This is a genomic window from Chthonomonas sp., from assembly GCF_035294505.1.
Lineage (GTDB): Bacteria > Armatimonadota > Chthonomonadetes > Chthonomonadales > Chthonomonadaceae > Chthonomonas.
Genome location: NZ_DATGKU010000038.1, coordinates 16,270 through 35,516 on the forward strand (window position 1 = coordinate 16,270; position 19,247 = coordinate 35,516).

13 protein-coding genes are annotated in these 19,247 nt (G+C 58.1%); 9 read left to right on the forward strand and 4 right to left on the reverse strand.

What is annotated here, in order from left to right:
* Window positions 1-590: 590 nt before the first annotated feature.
* On the forward strand, window positions 591-4,628 hold the full coding sequence (locus VKV18_RS01455) for an Eco57I restriction-modification methylase domain-containing protein (protein WP_324202450.1): 4,038 nt from the start codon (window positions 591-593) through the stop codon (window positions 4,626-4,628).
* 510 nt (window positions 4,629-5,138) lie between these two features.
* Here the strand turns inward: VKV18_RS01455 and VKV18_RS01460 are convergent.
* Complete coding sequence (locus VKV18_RS01460) at window positions 5,139-5,543, reverse strand: endonuclease domain-containing protein (RefSeq protein ID WP_324202451.1); 405 nt, start codon at window positions 5,541-5,543, stop codon at window positions 5,139-5,141.
* A gap of 956 nt (window positions 5,544-6,499) precedes the next feature.
* On the opposite strand from VKV18_RS01460, the gene VKV18_RS01465 reads away from it, so the two are divergent.
* From VKV18_RS01465 to VKV18_RS01475, 3 genes are read left to right on the forward strand one after another with little or no spacing between them, the layout of a single operon-like run.
* Window positions 6,500-7,549 carry a substrate-binding domain-containing protein gene (locus VKV18_RS01465; protein WP_324202452.1) on the forward strand — a complete coding sequence of 350 codons (1,050 nt, stop codon included), beginning with the start codon at window positions 6,500-6,502 and terminating at the stop codon, window positions 7,547-7,549.
* Between the two features lie 9 nt (window positions 7,550-7,558).
* The gene (locus tag VKV18_RS01470) at window positions 7,559-8,620 is read left to right on the forward strand and encodes an ABC transporter permease (RefSeq protein ID WP_324202453.1); all 1,062 of its coding nucleotides are present in this window, start codon (window positions 7,559-7,561) and stop codon (window positions 8,618-8,620) included.
* Window positions 8,621-8,644: 24 nt separating this feature from the next.
* The gene (locus tag VKV18_RS01475; protein WP_324202454.1) at window positions 8,645-9,811 is read left to right on the forward strand and encodes a Gfo/Idh/MocA family protein; all 1,167 of its coding nucleotides are present in this window, start codon (window positions 8,645-8,647) and stop codon (window positions 9,809-9,811) included.
* A 124-nt stretch (window positions 9,812-9,935) separates the two neighbouring features.
* Here the strand turns inward: VKV18_RS01475 and VKV18_RS01480 are convergent, their stop codons facing one another.
* Window positions 9,936-10,184, reverse strand: a complete 249-nt coding sequence (locus VKV18_RS01480; protein WP_324202455.1) for a hypothetical protein — start codon at window positions 10,182-10,184, stop codon at window positions 9,936-9,938.
* A gap of 1,021 nt (window positions 10,185-11,205) precedes the next feature.
* Here VKV18_RS01480 and lspA point away from each other — a divergent pair.
* From lspA to VKV18_RS01495, 3 genes are read left to right on the forward strand one after another with little or no spacing between them, the layout of a single operon-like run.
* Entirely contained in the window at window positions 11,206-11,814 is a 609-nt protein-coding gene (gene lspA, locus VKV18_RS01485) for a signal peptidase II (protein ID WP_324202520.1), read from the forward strand.
* 5 nt (window positions 11,815-11,819) lie between these two features.
* Window positions 11,820-12,782: a prolipoprotein diacylglyceryl transferase gene (gene lgt / locus VKV18_RS01490; RefSeq protein ID WP_324202456.1), complete on the forward strand. Its 963-nt coding sequence runs from the start codon at window positions 11,820-11,822 to the stop codon at window positions 12,780-12,782.
* Window positions 12,779-13,519 carry a gamma-glutamyl-gamma-aminobutyrate hydrolase family protein gene (locus tag VKV18_RS01495; protein WP_324202457.1) on the forward strand — a complete coding sequence of 247 codons (741 nt, stop codon included), beginning with the start codon at window positions 12,779-12,781 and terminating at the stop codon, window positions 13,517-13,519. Before lgt ends, VKV18_RS01495 begins: the two co-directional genes overlap by 4 nt.
* A gap of 666 nt (window positions 13,520-14,185) precedes the next feature.
* On the opposite strand, the gene VKV18_RS01500 is transcribed toward VKV18_RS01495, so the two are convergent.
* Window positions 14,186-15,361, reverse strand: a complete 1,176-nt coding sequence (locus tag VKV18_RS01500; protein WP_324202458.1) for a Spy/CpxP family protein refolding chaperone — start codon at window positions 15,359-15,361, stop codon at window positions 14,186-14,188.
* A 1,009-nt stretch (window positions 15,362-16,370) separates the two neighbouring features.
* On the opposite strand from VKV18_RS01500, the gene VKV18_RS01505 reads away from it, so the two are divergent.
* Both VKV18_RS01505 and VKV18_RS01510 read left to right on the forward strand, forming a co-directional pair.
* Window positions 16,371-17,576, forward strand: coding sequence for an amidohydrolase (locus VKV18_RS01505; RefSeq protein WP_324202459.1), 1,206 nt, complete (start codon window positions 16,371-16,373; stop codon window positions 17,574-17,576).
* A gap of 16 nt (window positions 17,577-17,592) precedes the next feature.
* Complete coding sequence (locus VKV18_RS01510; protein ID WP_324202460.1) at window positions 17,593-18,348, forward strand: RibD family protein; 756 nt, start codon at window positions 17,593-17,595, stop codon at window positions 18,346-18,348.
* A gap of 35 nt (window positions 18,349-18,383) precedes the next feature.
* On the opposite strand, the gene VKV18_RS01515 is transcribed toward VKV18_RS01510, so the two are convergent.
* A complete protein-coding gene (locus VKV18_RS01515; RefSeq protein ID WP_324202461.1) occupies window positions 18,384-19,148 on the reverse strand; it encodes a M55 family metallopeptidase in 765 nt (254 codons plus the stop codon).
* Between the last annotated feature and the right edge of the window lie 99 nt (window positions 19,149-19,247).

Consider the following 19,247-nt stretch of genomic DNA (forward strand, 5'->3'; position numbering starts at 1 on the left):
GCTCTAGAGGCAGTTAACCAAGCAAGCCTGCCTTGTTCACCCCCTATCCCGGCCTTTCCCCCGATTCGGGAGAAAGGGGGCGGTTGTGGTTAGTTTCCGAAGGGAAGGTTATCATAGAAAACTGCTAGTAAGCTTACTGGTCTCCCCTCTCCCTGTAGGGGGAGGGGTAGGGGGTGGGGCTTGAAGAGCCGGCGATACGCCTGTCCTTTCGATCCGAAGACGAGATCAACAACTGTCATTTCGAGCCGATGCTACACCTGTCCTTTCGATCCGAAGACGAGATCAACAACTGTCATTTCGAGCCGATGCTACACCTGTCATTTCGAGCCGAAGGCGAGAAATCTTAAGTTTCCATTCCTACCGGTTCTGAGAGATGGGGCTGTAGAGACTGCCGACGCCACAGCCCCCCTCTCATCCCCCCGCACGCGGGGGGAAGCTAGCCCTCCTGCGCCCTGTAGGGGGAGGGGAAGGGCGCCCTGCCCCAGAAAATCGCAAGATTTTCTGGGGACCCCAGCGTCGGCCTTGAGGGGATTGAAGGTGGGGCTGCTGACCCGCAAAACAACAACACGTAGGTAAAGGAGGTTCCAACTGTGACAATCGCACCGAAAAAAACGCATCTCGATGAGCAACAGGTAAGCGCCGGAAAACAGGTCAGTGCGGTGCGCCTCGAAGGAGGTCTCTTTAACCCAGACCTCCTCGAACAGATTCGCCAAGAGACCCTAAAGGGGCAGCAGCCCGCCGACTTCGGCCTGCCTCCAAACAGGCGCATCACCGATGAGGCCTCCCGAATCTATGCGGATGCCACGACCTATTGGAAGGTCTTTAAAAAACGTCTTGACGACCTTCCCCCCGACGACCCGGCAACTAGCCTCACCCGCAATAACTGGATGATTCCCTTCCTGCAACTGCTAGGATACGAACTTGTGTATACCCCGCAAGCCCGCCAAATAGATGGAGAGAGCTTCGCCATCTCGCACGAAACCCAGCACCACACGCCGGTGCACATTGTAGGGGCCGGCCAACCCCTCGATGCCAAGCCCTCGCGCGGAGGTCGCTCGCCCCATGCCCTCGTGCAAGAGTACCTTAACCATAGCGAGGCCTTGTGGGGCCTGGTTACCAACGGACGCCGCCTGCGCCTGCTGCGCAACATCTCCGCCGTGCAACGCCAAGCCTACCTGGAATTCGACCTCCAAGCCATCTTCGAGGAAGAGCGCTTCAGCGATTTTCTGCTGCTCTATCGCCTTATGCACTTCAGTCGCCTGCCCCAACAGTCAGATGCCCCCACCAAATGCCTTCTGGAAACCTACTACCAGACAAGCCTGGAACAGGGTGGGCGTGTGCGCGAAAAGCTGCGCACAGGCGTGGAACAGTGCCTCCTTAAGCTGACCAATGGCATGCTGAGGCAGCCGCAAAGCCAGGCCCTGCGGGCGAAACTTCAGCAGCAAAGCCTTACCCCAAACGAACTTTATCGCGACCTGCTGCGCCTCGTCTACCGATTCCTCTTTCTGCTGGTGGCCGAAGACCGAGGGCTTGTTAGCGACCTGCCGCTCTATCGTCGGCACTACGGCATGGCGCGATTTCGCCGCCTGGTGGATAGGCCCACCGCCTACACGGAAGATACCGACCTGTGGTGCTCCCTGCAAGCGCTTTGGATCGCCTTCACCGATCAGCAGCTTGCCGCCATGCTGGGCGCGCCCCCCCTGAACGGCGGCCTGTTTCAAGAGCTTGAAATCGACTCGGCCTGCATCTCCAATCGAGACCTGCTCGAGGCCCTGTGGCACCTGATCTACTATGAGGACGACCAAACACACACCGTCTACCGCGTCAACTACGGCGCCCTGGATGTGGAAGAGCTTGGCTCGGTTTACGAAAGCCTGCTCGACCTGCATCCCGAAATCTCCTCCGGCGACCCACCGGAGTTCTCTTTCAGCCAAGGGCAAGAACGCAAGTCTACCGGCTCTTACTACACCCCGCATGTGCTGGTGCAAGAGCTGGTGCGCTCCGCTCTGGAACCGGTGCTAAAAGACCGCCTCCAACGCGCCGACACGCCCCAGCAAAAAGAGCAGGCCCTGCTGAACCTGCGTGTTGTAGACCCCGCGTGCGGTTCGGGCCACTTTCTGCTGGCCGCCGCGCGCTTCCTCGGCAAAGAGCTGGCACGCATCCGAACCGGCGAGCAGGAGCCAAACCCCGAAGCCCAACACCGGGCCGTGCGCGATGTTATTGCACGCTGCATCTACGGGGTAGATAAAAACCCACTGGCCGTTGACCTGTGCCGCGTCGCCCTCTGGCTCGAATCGCTTACCGGCAAAAACCCCCTAAACTTCCTCGATCATCATATCCGCTGCGGCGATTCGCTGGTGGGCGTGTTCGACCTCGACGTGCTGAAAGAGGGCATCCCCGATGAGGCCTTCGAGCGCGCCAAGAACGACGTTCCTTCCGACGACCCCATCGTGGTGAAGTCGCTGAAAAGCCAGAACCGATCGGCCCGAAAAGGGCAGTTCACCCTGCCTTTTCATAGCGACCCCACGCCCCTAGCGGTCTCCGCCCTCGCCCAACAGGCCGGCCGGCTCACCCAGATGCAGGAAGATACGCTGGAGCAGGTTCATGCAAAGGAGGATAGCTTCCATCAGCTTCACAGCAGCGCGGCATGGCTCTACCTGCAGGAGGCCTGCAACCTCTACACCGCCGCCTTCTTCCAAACGCTTAACCGCGAAAACCCGGCCCCCATCACTACCGAAAGCCTCAATCGCCACCTCCAACACCAACCCGTTGACGGCCGTGTGGTGGGGCTGGCAAGGGAGCTGGCCCAAAAACACAGCTTTTTCCACTGGCCGCTCGAATTTCCGGACGTAATGCAGGAACATGGCGGCTTCGATGTGGTGCTGGGCAACCCGCCTTGGGAGCGCATTAAACTGCAGGATGAGGAGTTCTTTGCCGGCCGCGCCCCCGAAATCGCCAACGCCCAAAATGCCGCCCGGCGAAAGCCGATGATCCAGAGCCTGGCCACACAAAACCCCGCGCTCTATAGGGAATACGGCCAAGCCCTGCACGATGCCGATGTCTACGGCCGTTGGCTGCGCAGCTCCGGCCGTTTCCCCCTCACGGCCACCGGCGACATTAACCTCTACGCCCTCTTCGCCGAGCTGGCCACGGCGCTCGTGCACCCTCAAGGCCGCGCCGGCCTCATTGTGCCCACCAACATTGCAACTGACGCCACCTATCAAAACTTTTTCAAAACTATGGTGGGTCAACGGCAGCTCGTGAGCCTTCTGGATTTTGAGAACAAAGGCCTATTCCCCGGTGTTCACGATAGTTATAAGTTCAGCCTGCTTACCCTCGCCGGCCCCAACGTCGCCAAAAGCTCCACCTTCGCCTTCTTTTGCCACAGCGTGGAGGAGGCGCGCGACCCGGAAAAGCGCCTTCGCCTTACCCCCGCCGATATAGAAAGGCTGAACCCCAACACGCGCACCTGCCCCGTTTTGCGCACTGCCCGTGACGCCGAGCTGTTGAAGGCCCTCTACCGGCGTGTGCCGGTTCTATGGCGCGAAAAGCCCCTCGAATCCAACCCCTGGCAGCTGGATATCATGAGCATGTTTCATATGTCCAACGACTCGCATCTCTTCCTCTCCCAGGCCGAGCCGCAGGCCCTGCCGCTCTACGAGGCCAAGTTGTTCCATCAGTTCGACCATCGCTGGGCCACCTACACTGCGCAGGACGAGATGGAGAAGGACAAGAGGGATACGAGGGACGTAATGGATGCGGAAAAGGCCGACCCGGGCTTTCGCATCGTGCCGCGCTACCATGTGCCGCAGCACGAGGTGAAGGCCAAGCTGGACGCGCACGGCTGGAGCCGGCGCTGGCTGCTGGCGGTGAGAAATGTAACCAATACCACGAACGAGCGAACGGTGATCGCAGGCCTGCTTCCCTATGCGGGGGTAGGCAATAATACGCATGTTTTTCTGCTCGGCGAAACCGGCCTACAGCCCGCCGGCTTCGCCACGGCTTTGGGGCACCGTCCGTGGCCCGCGGCGCAACGCGCGGCCTGGCTGCTGGCCACGCTTAACAGCTTCGTGCTGGACTACATCGCGCGGTGCAAGGTGGGAGGAAGCAATTTAAGCCATTTTTACATTAAGCAGCTTGCCGTGCCTTCGCCCGAAACCTTTCTCGGCTCTACGCCTTTTTATGAGGGCCGTGGGCGCGAGCCGCTGAGGCGCTCTTGGGGCGACTGGGTGGCGGAGCGCGTGCTGGAGCTGGTCTATACCACCTACGATCTTGCCCCCTTTGCCGAAGACCTTTTGGGGCGTGAGCCGGAAGGGCCTTTCCCTTGGGACGAGGAGCGGCGGTTCGAGATTCGGTGCGAACTGGATGCCGCTTTCTTCCATCTCTATCTGCCCTGTGAAAGGGACGGTGGGTGGAGGTGGGCGCCGGAGGGGCAGGACGGCGCTGTTTCGGATGAAGAGGTGGAGGCGTTGCAAAAGCACTTTCCCACCCCGCGAGATGCCGTGGCCTACATTCTCGATCAGTTCCCCATCGTCCGAACAAAGGATGAGAAGCGTTACGGCCACTATCGCACCAAAGAGCGCATTCTTGACTATTACGACGCGATGCGTACGACGATGGCATGGTAGGGGCAGGCGTTGTGCCTACAGCCCCACCCCCTCTAGGGGTGGGAGGGCTGGCTTCCCCCCGCGTGCGGGGGGATGAGGGGGGCTTTGGCCGTCGGCAGTCTCATCAGCCCCTCCCCTCGACCTCAGAACCGGTGGGAATGGAAATTCAAGATTTCTCGCCTTCGGCTCGAAATGACAGTTGTTCATCTCGTCTGTGGCTCTTCAAGCCCCCACCCCCACTCCCCTCCCCCTATCAGGGAGAGGGGCACCTCGCGGTGGGCAACTCAAGGCCGACGCCCTTCCCCTCAGCGGCCAGCCCAGTTTCCGTAATCGTCTCTTTTCTCTGGCCGCTGCATCGCCGTGCGCTAGCACCTCCCGAATCGGGGGAAAGGAGGGGATAGGGGGCGAGCAAGATAAGCTTGCTATGCAATTTGCCTCTAGAACCGAAGCAATGGCAGTTTCTACAGCCTCACCCCAACCCTCTCCCTGTAGGGAGAGGGGAGACCAGTAAGCTAGCGATACAATAAAACTTTAATCTTCTTCCTCTTTTCCAAACTTGAGCCTCGCCACAGCAGCCTCGCTGATTTGGCGGATCACTTCGTGCGGATACTTTAATACAAACTCGTTTGAATAGCGTATAAGGTGATAGCCCAAGGCCTGTAGGTAGCGTGTTCGTGCGTGATCGCGCTCCCGCTGATGTGCATGAATACCTCCATCTAGCTCGATGATCAGTTTGATGCGAGGTGCACAAAAGTCAGCAATGTATCTCCCTATGGGGTGCTGACGCCGAAAATAGAGGCCTTGAACGCGACGACCACGCAACAGGTTCCAAAGTTGCCGTTCCGCAGGCGTCAACTCCTTACGTAACTGCTTGGCAACTTGTTGTATCTGTGGGCTAACTTGCCGGACTCGTTTGAAGTTAGTAGGTTTCATCATTAATTCTAATTCATAAATAGAACATGTTTCTCACATTTTCCTCCCCTCTTAGTAGGGAGAAAGGAAGGGATAGGGGGCGCACAAGGCTGGCTTGCTGGTAAGCCCCCACCCCCCGCCCCTCCCCCAATTTGGGAGAGGGGAGACCAATAAGCTTACTCGCGGTTTCCTTTGATAGGCTGTCTTTTGAAAAACTGGCAAGATAGCCCCCTTTCTCCCTAATAGGGGGAAAGGCCGGGATAGGGGGCGAGCAAAGTCGGCTTACTCCCACGAATTGGCTCTAGAACCGTGAGATTATCAGCCCTCACCCCTACAAGCCCCCACCCCCCGACCCTCCCCCAATTTGGGAGAGGGGAGACCAGTAAGTTCATTGGCGGTTTTCTGTGATAGGCTGTTTGCTGGAAACTAACCACAATCGCCCCCTTTCTCCCGAATCGGGGGAAAGGCCGGGATAGGGGGCGAGTAATGTCGGCTTGCTTTGTTAACAGCCTCTAGAACCGTGAGCTTGTCAGCCCTCACCCCACCCCTCAGAACCGGTGGGAATGGAAACTTAAGATTTCTCGCCTTCGGCTCGAAATGACAGGTGTGTATCTCGTCTTCGGCTCGAAAGGATAGGCGTATCGCCGGCTCTTCAAGCCCTCACCCCACCCCTCAGAACCGGTGGGAATGCAAACGCAAGATTTCTCGCCTTCGGCTCGAAATGACAGGTGTGTATCTCGAAATGACAGGTGTTTGTCTCACGAGAAATGACAGTGGTATCATCGGCTCTTCAAGCCCCTCCCCTCTCTAGGGGTGGGAGGGCTAGCTTCCCCCCGCGTGCGGGGGGATGAGAGGGGGGCTTTGGCATCGGCTTTCTACAGCCCCACCCCTACCCCCATAAGCAAACGAAATGGTTCCCTCTACGGGTATTATAAAGCCGTTCGGGAAGAGATTTTCTTTGCAACGAGAAGAGAGAACCTATGACGCGCTCCTCTGTTCGACGTTTTCAAGCCATCGCTTGGCTTGTGTTCGCCTTAGGGCTGGCCGGGTGCAGAAACCCCGCCGCCGTTTCTTCGCGCACCTCCGGCGCGACCAACGAGGCTTCTCCCGCCGCCTCCGCGCATTACACCCTCAACCTGCCGGAGCCGCCGGAGCCGGCCGTCGCTATTCCCTCCGGCCCCGCCAAACGCCCCTATCGCATCGCGGTCAGTCTGCTTACCCGCGATGATGACTTCTACATTACCCTTGAAAAGGGCCTCCGAGAAGAGGCGGCGAAAGAGGGTGTGCAGCTTACGGTGGAATCGGGCGATAAAGACCTGAACAAACAGATTAACCAGGTGCAGAACTTCGTAGCCCAAAAGTACGATGCCATTATCCTCTGCCCGGTGGATAGCCAAGGCGTTATCTCCGCGGTAGCCCTCGCCAACAATGCGCATATCCCCGTTTTCACGGCCGACATCACCAGCAATGGCGGCAAGATCGTCTCCTACATCGCCTCGGATAACGTGCAGGGCGGGAGGCTTGTTGGAGAGTATGCCGCGAAGAACCTGTTGCATGGCAAAGGCGAGGTGGCCATCCTCGATCTCTCTACGGTGACTTCGGTTCAAGACCGAGTAAGAGGCTTTAAACAGGCCATCGCCCAGTATCCGGGAATCAAGATTGTAGCCGACCAGGACGTCCCCGGCGCCAAACGCGAAAACGCGCTGCCGGTGGCCACCGATGTCCTCACAGCCCATCCGCATATCAATCTGATCTTCGGCATCAACGACCCGGTGGCCCTTGGCGCGCTTTCCGCCCTGCAGCAGCTTAACAACAAAACGGTGATGGTGGTGGGTTTCGACGCCGGCCCGGAAGCGCAAAACTATATCGCCTCCGGCAGCCAATTGAAAGCCGAGGCCATACAGTACCCGCACCTCATCGGCAAAACCGCCATAGATGCGGTTGTTAAAGTGCTTAACGGGGGAACGGTGCCTCCCAAAATCGCTATTCCTACCGGCCTTGTAACCCAGGCCAGCTTCATCAAAAAATAGGCCATCGCCATGCAGCCCATCTCTGTCCCTAAGTCGCGTGAAGAGCAGACCTCCTCCTCGCTAACCTGGAAGCTCGCCTTTTTTGGTGTGAACCCAGGTGTTATGCTGGGCTTTGTGCTGCTGGTTGTGGCCCTTTGGGCCACAACGCCCAGCTTTCGCCAGGTTTCTACCCTTCAAAATTTGCTGCAGCAGGTCTCCCTCAACGTCATCATCTCGGTGGGCATGACGTTTGTCATCATCACGGCGGGCATAGACCTCTCGGTAGGCTCTGTGCAGGGGCTGGTGGGCACCGTGACCGCTTTGGTGCTTATGGCCCCGCCCCTCGTCGCGCGTTTCGGCAGCGGGGTGATGGTGCTGGCCGTTTTGGCCGGAACCGTTGCCGGCATCCTCATCGGGCTGCTTAACGGCCTCCTCGTCGCCTACCTCAACATCCAGCCCTTCATCGCCACGTTGGCCACCATGTGGATATTGCGGGGCCTGGCCGAAGTGCTTACCAACGGCTCCCCGGTTGGCACGGCCATGCCCGGCACCCCGCTGGCCTCGTTGCGCAACAACATCTTGGAACATCAGTTCACCATGCTCGGCATGGGCTATGTGGGGCCGCTCCCCCTTTCCGCTTTGGTCGCGCTGATCACGGTCGTCATCGGGCATATCATTCTCAGCAAAACCCGTTTTGGACGACAGGTCTATGCGCTGGGTGGGAACCCGGAGGCCACTCGGCTCTCCGGCATCAACGTGAAACGGATCCTGCTGATCGTCTATCTGCTGTCTGGACTTCTGTCCGGCATTGCGGCCATCTTACTGATGTCCAAACTGGTAAGCGGTCAACCCACCGCCGGTTCGGGCTTTGAGCTTTACAGTATCGCGGCGGTGGTGCTGGGCGGCACAAGCCTGTTTGGCGGGCAAGGCTCCGTTATTGGAAGCGTCATCGGGGCGCTCATCATCGGCATCATCGGCATGGGCCTCGATCTTCATGGCGTCAGCTCGTTTTGGCAACAGGTCGTTATGGGGGTTCTTATTCTGCTGGCGGTGCTTCTCGACCAGGTGACGCGCAAAACGTCGTATCGCTAATCCGCCTTTAAGGGAGGGGTGCTTATGGGTTTAAGTATTGGAGTTGTAGGTTTAGGCAGTTTTGGCAGCTTATTTGCCGAACTGTTCTGCTGCCATCCGGCGGTTTCGCGGGTGGCCCTCTGCGATCGCGAACCCGACCGCATCGCTCGGCTTGCCAAACAGCCTCTTTTTCAAAAGAAGTTTCGTTCTGAGGACGGCTTCACAAGCCTGGAGGCGCTTTGTAACAGCGACGTAGATGCCGTTGCGATCTTCACGCAGCACTGGCTTCACGCCCCACAGGCCATTTTCGCTATGGAGCGGGGAAAACACGTCTACAGTGCCGTGCCGATCATCTCCCTCCCCTACGGCGATGAGATATTGGAGTGGTGCGAACGTCTTATCGCCACCTGTCGCCGAACGGGCATGAGCTACATGCTTGGGGAGACCACCTACTTTCATCCGGGCGCGATGTTCTGCAGGCGCCAGGCGGCAACGGGAGCGTTCGGCTCGTTTATCTACGCGGAAGGCGAATATCTTCACAGCTTCGATAGCCCCGGCTGCGATCTTCGGGTGGTTATGGCCCATCGCTTGGCAAGCCAGGCCGGCAAGGAGTGGCAGGGGCAGTTAGAGAAATATCGCCAACAAGGCGCCCAAGATAGCCCGATGCACTATCCCACACACTCCACCTCCGGCCCCATCAGCGTAATGCGCGCTCATGCCGTTAAAGTAAGCGCTTGGGGCACGCCCTCCGACGATCCCTACTTCCGCGACGGACTAACCCCCTTTAGCAACGTAACCGCCCTGTTTAAAATGAGCAACGGGGCCACCATGCGCATCTGCGAGCACCGTCACTGCAGCATTCTGCGTGAGACCTTCCGCATCTACGGCACCGATGGCTCCTATGAAAACGGCGTTTGGGTTGCGAAAGAGCGAGCGCGGCCTCTTACGGTGGAGGAGATGCGCGATCCTCTGCCCCCAGAAGTTTGGAACGCCTATATGGCAGGATGTTCCGTGCCCGAAGCCTATTTAGGCCATGAAGGTTCTCACGGCTACCTGGTACATGAGTTTGTATCGGCTTTGGAGGAGGGACGACGGCCTGCCATTCATGCTTGGGAGGCGGTAAGATATACCGTCCCCGGCGTGATGGCCCACAAATCCGCCTTACGCGATGGCGAGGTGCTTGCCGTTCCCGATTGGGGAGACCCGCCTTAATATCCGGCAGCGTGGGCGGCCTGCATCCCCCACCCCCCTCAAGGCCGACACAGGGGTTCCCAGAAAATCGCAAGATTTTCTGGGGCAGGGCGCCCTCCCCCTCAGAGCTTGTGGGAACTGAAACTCAAGATTTCTCGCCTTCGGCTCGAAATGACAGGCGTGGCATCGGCTCGAAATGACAGTTGTTTATCTCGCCTGTGGCACGAAAGGACAGTCGTATCACCGGCTCTTCAGGCCCCACTCCTACAAGCCCCCACCTCCACTCCCCTTCCCCACTTTGGGAGAGGGGCACCTCGCGGTGGGCGTCCTCGCGGACGGCGCCTTTGCGGCCAGCCCAGTTTCCGTAATCGTCTCTTTTCTCTGGCCGCTGCATCGCCGTGCGCTAGCACCTCCCGAATCGGGGGAAAGGACGGGATAGGGGGCGAACGAGATAGACTTGCTTATCAGCCCCCACCCCCCCGCCCCTCCCCCACTTTGGGAGAGGGGAGACCAGTAAGTTTATTGGCAGTTTTCTATGATAATCTTCCCTTCGGAAACTAACCACAATCGCCCCCTTTCTCCCTAATAGGGGGAAAGGACGGGATAGGGGGCGAACAAAGTCGGCTTACTTTGCTGACTTTCTCTGGAACCTCGAGAGTGACAGTCTCACCCATCCCACCCCGCCCCTCAGAACCGGTAAGGATTGAAACGCAAGATTTCTCGCCTTCGGCTCGAAATGACAGTTGTTTATCTCGTCTTCGGCACGAAAGGACAGTCGTATCGCCAGCTCTTCAAGCCCCACTCCTACAAGCCCCCACCCCCCCGCCCCTCAAGGCCGACGCCCTCCCCCTCCCCCTATCAGGGAGAGGGGAGACCAGCAAATGGGGCACGGTCACCGTGCCCCTACAGGCGGTTTCCTTTGATAGGCTGTTTGTTAGAAACTAACCACAATCGCCCCCTTTCTTCCTAATAGGGGGAAAGGCCGGGATAGGGGGCGAGCAAGGCAGGCTTGCTTGGTTAACTGCCTCTAGAACCGCGAGATTGTCAGCCCCTCCCCCTTCCCCTCAGAACCGTTGGGGATGGAAACGCAAGATTTCTCGCCTTCGGCTCGAAATGACAGGCGTGGTATCGGCTCGAAATGACAGTTGTTGATCTCGTCTGTGGCACGAAAGGACAGTCGTACCGCCAGCTCTTCAAGCCCCCACCCCCCGCCCCTCAAGGCCGATACAGGGGTCCCCAGAAAATCGAAAGATTTTCTGGGGTAGGGCACCCTCCCCCTCCCCCAATTTGGGAGAGGGGAGGCCGACAAGATAGGCTTACTCTTGCTCGGTAACCGGTTCGAGAACCCAATCGCTTCGGGAACCTGCCTCCCCTTCTTTACCGTAGTCCAAAAAGGACGTGGTACAATAGTGAGTATGGAAGATAGCGTGCAAAAGGGTGCAGTCGCTCCATTAAGAGAGCAAGTTCAAGAGGAATCCCATCGGGTACGTGCTTTACGACCGGTCTACTTTTACCTTATTGTCTCTGTTGTCTTTTTCAGCGATCAGCTCAGCAAACATTGGGTTCAGACGCATCTGATTCCTGAAGGCCCCTCACGCCCCATTTTCGGCAGCGCGTTTCTGCTGACCCTTACCCATAACACCGGCGGTGCCTGGGGCCTGTTGCCGCGCGGAAACCCGCTCTTCATTGTTTTTGCCGTCGTGGCGGCCATTACCTTGCTCTATGCCTACCATCGCATGCTCCATGTCGATCTGCTGGTAGGCACCTCCTTCGCACTCGCTCTGGGCGGCGCGCTTGGAAATCTCACCGATCGCCTCAGCCTGGGCTATGTTGTGGACTTCTTCGATTTGCGCATCATCCAATGGCCTATCTTCAACATCGCCGATTCGGCAATCACGTTGGGCATTACCCTGCTGATAATCCATTTCCTTGTGTCGCTCTGGAACGATAAGGCCCATCCCCACACGCCTCCTGTTGTTGAACCGGCAGAAGCCTCTTGCTCCGAGCCGATACAGACCGAGTAGACTCTATGCACCCGATACTGTTTCATATTGGCCATTACGCCGTTCACTCCTATGGCGTGCTGATTATGCTGGGGGTGTTGTTGGCCACGCGTTACGCCATGCGCCTGTGTGACTACCGCATGCGCGTTTGCCCCATCGGCTCTCCACGCCGCATTCACCCAGATGTCATCTTCGATGTCGCCTTTTTCGGCGTCATATTCTCCATCATCGGGGCTCGCCTGGTGTTTGTTTTGCTTGATTGGGGCGACTATGCCGCCCATCCATTGGATATCTTTCGCATCTGGATGGGCGGCCTTTCCATCCACGGGGCGATGCTCTTTGCCATTTTTACCCTGCTCTGGATATGCCGAAGTCGCAAGCTCTCATTTTATGCCGTAGCCGACATTGGGGCCACGGCCTGGCCGCTGGGCTATGCCATCGGGCGCATCGGCTGCTTGCTTAACGGATGCTGCTACGGTGCCCCCACCTCCTTGCCTTGGGGCGTTCGCTTTCCCGACGAAGACCACCCCGGTCAGCTTACCCCGCCAAGCCACCCCATTCAGCTCTATGCCACGATCATCAATCTGGGTTTCTTTTGGTGGCTAACCCGCTGGCAAAAGCGTCCGAGGCGTGATGGAGAGCTGTTTTGGGCCTATATTGCCATGTACGGTGCCTACCGGTTCGCCGTGGAGTTCCTTCGTGCCGGTGCCACGTCCACCTATCGCATTCCATCGTTGCACATCACCGATACCCACATCGTAAGCATCCTTATGGTTCTTATCGGGTTGTGGGGTGTGTTCGCCCTGCGACGCCGACGCCCAGCCTACAGCGACACCGAGTTGCCTCCCGATCTCGCTACGGTGCCCTCGCCCGAAGGCTTTCCGCAGGAAAGCGACGGTGCCGACCTAAAGGAGCCGGTAGCCACCGCATCGCAATCGGAAACATCTCCTCCTCTGGTGAAACCCTCTGTCAAGGAGAAGCCCTCATGAGCCGAAAAGTTGTTGGAATTACTTGTGGAGTAGCGGAGGCGACGGGGACTTCGGGTCTCCGTCATGTTCTTAACGATGCCTATGTTCGCGCTATCGAGGAGGCCGGCGGCATTCCGGTGGTGCTTCCCAGTCTCTCCTCGCCTTCACCAGAGGCGTGGATGGGCTATCTTGACGCGATAGATGGCCTGTTGCTGACCGGAGGAGCCGACATAGACCCGGCCCACTACGGGCAAGCTCGCCACGCGAAGCTCGGTGAGGTGCAACCCATGCGCGACGCCACCGAAATTCCGCTTGTTCAGCAGGCCCTAGAACGAGACCTGCCTATCTTGGGCATCTGTCGCGGCATTCAGGTTCTGAACGTGGCCTTGGGAGGAACGCTGTATCAAGACCTACCAAGTGAATCTCCCTCTGAAATTCATCACCGGCAGACCGACTTGGGCTACAAACGCAGCGATTTCAGCCACTCGATCATCATCGAGCCAGATAGCCGCCTGGCTTCCATTGTGGGCTGTAGGGAGATGAAAGTAAACTCGCTGCACCATCAGGCGGTGCGCGACGTGGCACCGGGCCTAAGGGTTGTTGCCCGTGCCCCCGATGGGGTGATTGAGGGACTTGAGTCGGATCGACACCGTTTCGTCCTGGCCGTGCAGTTCCATCCGGAAGAGACGGCCGTTCACGACCACCATTCCAAACGTCTGTTTGAAGCCTTCCTTGCCGCATTGTGCGGTTGTGGTTAGTTTCCAAGGGAAGGTTATCACAGGAAACCGCCTGTAGGGGCACGGTGACCGTGCCCCTTTTGCTCATCTCCCCTCTCCCTGATAGGGGGAGGGGAGTGGGGGTGGGGGCTTGAAGAGCTGGCGATACGCCTGTCCTTTCGTGTCAAAGACGAGATCAACAACTGTCATTTCGAGCCGAAGGCGAGAAATCTTAGGTTTCCATTCCCACCGGTTCTGAGGGGAAGTGGGAGGCGCTGACAATCTCGCGGTTCTAGAGAAAGTCAGCAAACTGAGCTTATCTCGTTCGCCCCCTATCCCCTCCTTTCCCCCGATTCGGGAGAAAGGGGGCGGTCAAGGTTGGTTTCCGAAGGAAAGGTTATCGTAGCAAACCACCGATGAGCTTACTGGTCTCCCCTCTTTCCAATGGGGGAAGGGGGGGCTTGAAGAGCGGGTGAAATAAACACCTGTCATTTCGAGATACACACCTGTCATTTCGAGCCGAAGGCGAGAAATCTTGAGTTTCACTTCCCACCCGTTCTGAGGGGGTGGGGGCTTTGAAAGAAACGGTTCTGGCCTTGAGTTGGCCACCGCGAGGACGCCCACCACAAGGTGCCCCTCTCCCATTCGGGAGAGGGGATGACGAGCCTGCACAGAAAGGACAGTAGAAAGTAAGGTCAATCGGTTAGATTACTGTGGCTGCTGCTGTTGGGCGAGGGCCACATCGTCCAGCGTGTTCGGGTTGAAGTAGAAGGGCTTGCCCAAAAGGCTTTGCCACTGCGCGCGCTGTTCGGGGGTAAGAACGGCAAGCGCCTTATTGCCGTATTCGACGCGCGCCTTATACATCTTGGCTTCGGCCTGCCGGGCCCGATCGGGCAATGTGGCCATGATCTGCTGTAGTTGAGACGGGTCAAAACGGGGCGGCCCTTGAGGGCCAGGAGCAGGCTGTTGCCCCGGCACAGCTCCGTTGGCTTCCGCTGTATTTGTACTCGTGTTTTCGGGTTGGAAGAGGCCCATCAACGTTTGCCGCTGCAGTTGTCGAAAATCGTTGGCGATCTTTTTAATGGCCGTGCGTTGGTCAGGCGTAAGGTTCAGCTTATCGGCCACCTTGTCGTCCGACAGCGCCATCGCGGTTCTCCATTGGAGGTCGAGCTGATGCAGGCGGTTCTTTTGCCAGTCGTTCAGAACGGCCTCAAGCTTGGCATCCTCCTGATCGGTTATTTTGGCTACCGTGGCCTCCATCTGTTGACCCTGCTGTTGGAAGAAGACCCTTCGCTCTTCCGGGGTCATGTCACGAAAGTTCTGCCGGTTCTGCTGGATGTTTTGTCGCCACGCGTCGGCCACCTGAGTGAACGTGTCGCGCTGCACGCCCACGATGAGCTGGTTCAACTGGTTCTGTTGATCGCCGCTGAGCAGCAGCTCATGGCGCACATCGTCACGTCGTAGCAGAAGGGCTTCATTCGAGCGTGTGGGGTCGAGGAACAGCGGCCCTTGTTGAGGCAGCCGGCTCATAACATTTTGAAACATCGCAAAGCCCGCCTGGAACTGCTGCCTGAAGTTACGCCCCTGAAAGTTTCCTCTTTGTCTGCCAAAGCCCTGATAGGGGGCGCCGCCGGCGCCTTGATAGGGGTAGCCTTGGAGGTAGTAGTTTGGATAGTTGTAGTAGCCTCCGAAAGGTACAGCCCACGGCAAGAAGAAACCCGTCGTCGGCGTCCAATAGCCGTTGAAGGGCGCCGGTGTGTACACATAGTTATTTTTATTTCCATTGGGAGGCGGTATGATTTTTTGTGCCTTTACCGCCGATACGCCGAAAGCGATACCGATCCCTAGGAGGGTCGTAATAAGTAGACGCTCCGCTCTTTTCATTTCTGCTCTCCCTCCGCAACTCATAGCAGTTCGTTATAACCTAGGCTAGAAGATGCTTTTCTACTTTATTAGACGACTCGGCGGCAAAAAAGTTTTCTGTAATTGCATGGCCTCTATTCAGGGATAGAAAAAAGCGCCTTATGTCTGCCTTTCTCTTCCTAATTAATCATGGGAGGGGTTGCCCATCGCGTGGTTCTAGAGGCAAATTGCATAGCACGCCCACCTTATTAGGTGCCCCTCCCCCTGCCCCCTGTAGGGGGAGTGGGGGTGAGGGGCTGCAGGCGAGATCAACAACTGTCATTTCGAGCCGATGCCACACCTGTCATTTCGAGCCGAAGGCGAGAAATCTTGCGTTTCAATTTCCACCGTTCTGAGGGGCGGGGTGAGGGCTGACAATCTCACGGTTCTAGAGGCAGTTTGTAGAGCAGGTCGGCTTCGTTCGCCCCCTATCCCGGCCTTTCCCCCGATTCGGGAGAAAGGGGGCGGTTATGGTTAGTGTCCGAAGGAAAGGTTATCATAAGAAACTGCTAATAAACTTACTGGTCTCCCCTCTCCCTGATAGGGGGAGGGGATAGGAGGTGGGGGCTTGAAGAGCCGCAGGCGAGATGAACAACTGTCATTTCGAGCCGATGCCACGCCTGTCATTTCGAGCCGAAGGCGAGAAATCTTGCGTTTCCATTCCCACCGTTCTGAGGGGCGGGGTGAGGGCTGACAATCTCACGGTTCTAGAGCCAATTCGTACAGCAAGGCTATCTTGCTCGCCCCCTATCCCCTCCTTTCCCCCGATTCGGGAGAAAGGGGGCGGTTATGGTTAGTGTCCGAAGGGAAGATTATCATAGAAAACTGCCAATGGGCTTGTTGGTCTCCCCTCTCCCCAATGGGGGGAGGGGAGTGGGGGTGGGGGCTGAGGGATAGGAAGTGGGGCTTAACGGTGCGTTTGCACCTGGTTGGCTCGGCGTGCTTGTGAGGTATTCTATTCCCTGTGTGTTGGCAGTAGGGAGGTCAAGAAATGTTAGAGGCGATACATCGGGCCGTGCAGGAGCAGATCGAAAGGGTGTTGCCGGAGGTAATCCGGCTGCGCCATCATCTCCATCAAAATCCTGAGCTGAGCTATCACGAAAAAGAGACCTCCCGGCTGGTGGCTCAAACGCTGGGGCGCCTCTCTTTGGATGAAGTGCGCGAGGGCGTGGGGGGTTTTGGAGTGATCGGCGCTTTAAGGGGAACGGCTGAAGGGGCTGCTAACGGCCCAACCTTTGCCCTTCGCGCCGATATGGACGCTCTGCCCATTCAAGAAGAGAATGAAACGCCCTATCGCTCTTGCCGTGATGGGGTGATGCACGCCTGCGGCCATGATGGCCATACGGCCACTCTCTTGGGCACGGCGATGGTGCTTTCCGCCCTGCGCCCCCTGCTGCGAGGAGCCGTCCGATTTATTTTTCAACCTGCGGAGGAGGTCGCCGGCGGAGCCGAGAAAATGTGTGCCGATGGCGCGATGGAGGGGGTAGATGCGATCGTCGCCCTCCACGGCTGGCCTGGACTGGAGGTGGGGCAGATCGGGGTGCGCTCCGGCCCCATGATGGCCTCCGCCGATACCTTCGATATCGTTATAGAGGGTCAAGGTGCGCACGCGGCCATGCCGCATAGTGCCGTTGACCCCATCGTTATAGGAGCACAGATCACCCTGGCCCTGCAAACGCTTGCTTCGCGCGAGATCAACCCCATTGAGCCGGTGGTGGTGACCGTCGCCCAGTTTCATGCGGGCACGGCCTACAATGTCATCCCCGGCAAAGCCACCCTGAAGGGAACCGTGCGCTGCCTTAACCCGGAACTTCGCAAAACGATGCCGGAGCGCATCGAGCGGCTGGTGGCCGGCATCTGTCGTGCTTTGCGTGCCAACTATCATTTCAGCTACGATTTCGGCACTCCGGTTACCAACAACCACCCGGCCATCGTGGGTTTGGTGGAGGAGGTCGGGCAGGAGCTGCTAGGCCCGCAAAACGTCATCCCCCTCGAGGCGCCCTCGATGGGAGCGGAAGATTTCGCCATCTATCTGCAGCATGCTCCCGGGGCCATGTTTCGCCTTGGTGTGGGAAAGCAGGTCACTCCCCTGCACACCCCCACCTACGATTTCGGCGATGCCCCCTTGCCCTACGGAATCGGCATGTTTTGCCACCTCGCTATTCGCTATCTTCAAAACGCGCCCATCGGCGCTTAAGGGCTATCGTTAGGCAATGACTTTAGAACGTCTTCTCGATCTCACGGAGTGCCCACCACCGCCCGATCAGCTTTATGTGCATATCGCCTTTCCCTCGCCGCCAGACCATCGCCCTTATGTCTACCTGAACATCGTCTCTACGCTCGACGGCAAGATCGTGGTTGGAAAGCCTCACGGCCCGGCGAAGGGCGTTGGAGGGCCAACCGATCAGCTGCTTTTTCGGCGCCTACAACGCACGGCCAATGCCGTTATCATCGGCAGCGGCACCCTGCGGGCCGGCCCCGTCATCTATCCTCCCAACCTTCCACGCTATGTGGTTACACGCACCGGCGATCTCCCCCTCGAAAATCGTTTTTTTGAGACCACACCGAAGCAAACCTTTGTGATCGCCCCTCAAAGCCTGCCATCCCATGTGCAAACCCACCTGCGGTCGGTGGCGACGCTGCTTCTGTGTGGGGAGGAGGAGGTGAATTTGGCAGAGGCCTTCCGGCGTATGCGGCAGGAACAGAACGTTCGCTATCTGCTTTGTGAGGGCGGTGGCCTGTTGAACGAGGTCTTGCTTCGTGAGGGCTTGGCCGACGAGTTGTTTCTCACCCTCGCGCCCAAACTGAAGGGCGGAGATCACCTACCGACACCGGTCGGCGGTGTGGGTTTTCCTCCCGATTTCTATCTCCGTGCTCACCTGCTTTCCCTTTATAGGGATGGAGATGAGCTTTACCTGCGCTACCGGTTAGAGCACACGCCGGTCTCTTGGCGAACGGAAGGCGCGTAGGGCTTACGTGCCGCTGTAACCTAGCTGGCCAGGCTCTAACCCTCCCCTAAGGCCTTTTGAAATAGGGCGCGCAGATCGTAATTGTAAAACTCTGCGACGTTCACCTGGCCGGTAGACTCCTGCGTTTTTTCCACACGGAGATGGAAGGGCGGGGATAGCTGCAAAGGCGGGAAGGACGCTCTCTTTTTAGAAAGGCGCTCGACAACACGGCGCGACTGCTCTTCGATGGCCTGAAGAACTTCCGTGCGTGGGTGAAGGATGGCGCCCTCTTCGCTGGTAGCCTCCTTAACGACCACCGTGTGGCAGGGCAACAGCGCGCGGGCTTCTTCTGCGGTCCGATCGTCTCCGCTCACAAGCGTTACGGGCACACCCCACAGGCCGGCGATGGCGGCATCAACGGCTATCTCGCCTATCTCTTGGCCGTTGAGCCATAGGCGCATGCCCTCCTCCCAAGTGTGTGCCAACACCGCCGGAGAGGTTCCTGCTTTGGCGTGATAGCCTATAAGGAAGAGGGCGTGAAAGGTGGAGTGAAGTTTGGGAAAACGGGTAGGGCGCGTTCGGCCTGCCACGAGATAGACACCTGCGGGCAGCGCCTCCCAATGCAGGTTGATGCCACGCGCATGGGCATCCTTCACGTAAAACTCGGTGGCGCCCGCCTGGCGGGCCCCTTTGATGGCGGCCAATACCTCTTCGGTCGCCCATAGGCAGGTCGTCGTGTAACTTGGATGGTTGGGCTGCACCTGTTCGGGGCGCACCACCCCGCCGATCCCCTCCAAGTCCACACTAATGTAAATCCGCATTGTGATCCTTCTGTGAAGTTCAGTTTGTGATCTATATTAGCCGTTCTTGCCTTGCTTTGGGAAGAGCCTCGTCGCAGACGCCGATAGAAGGTCGCAAGG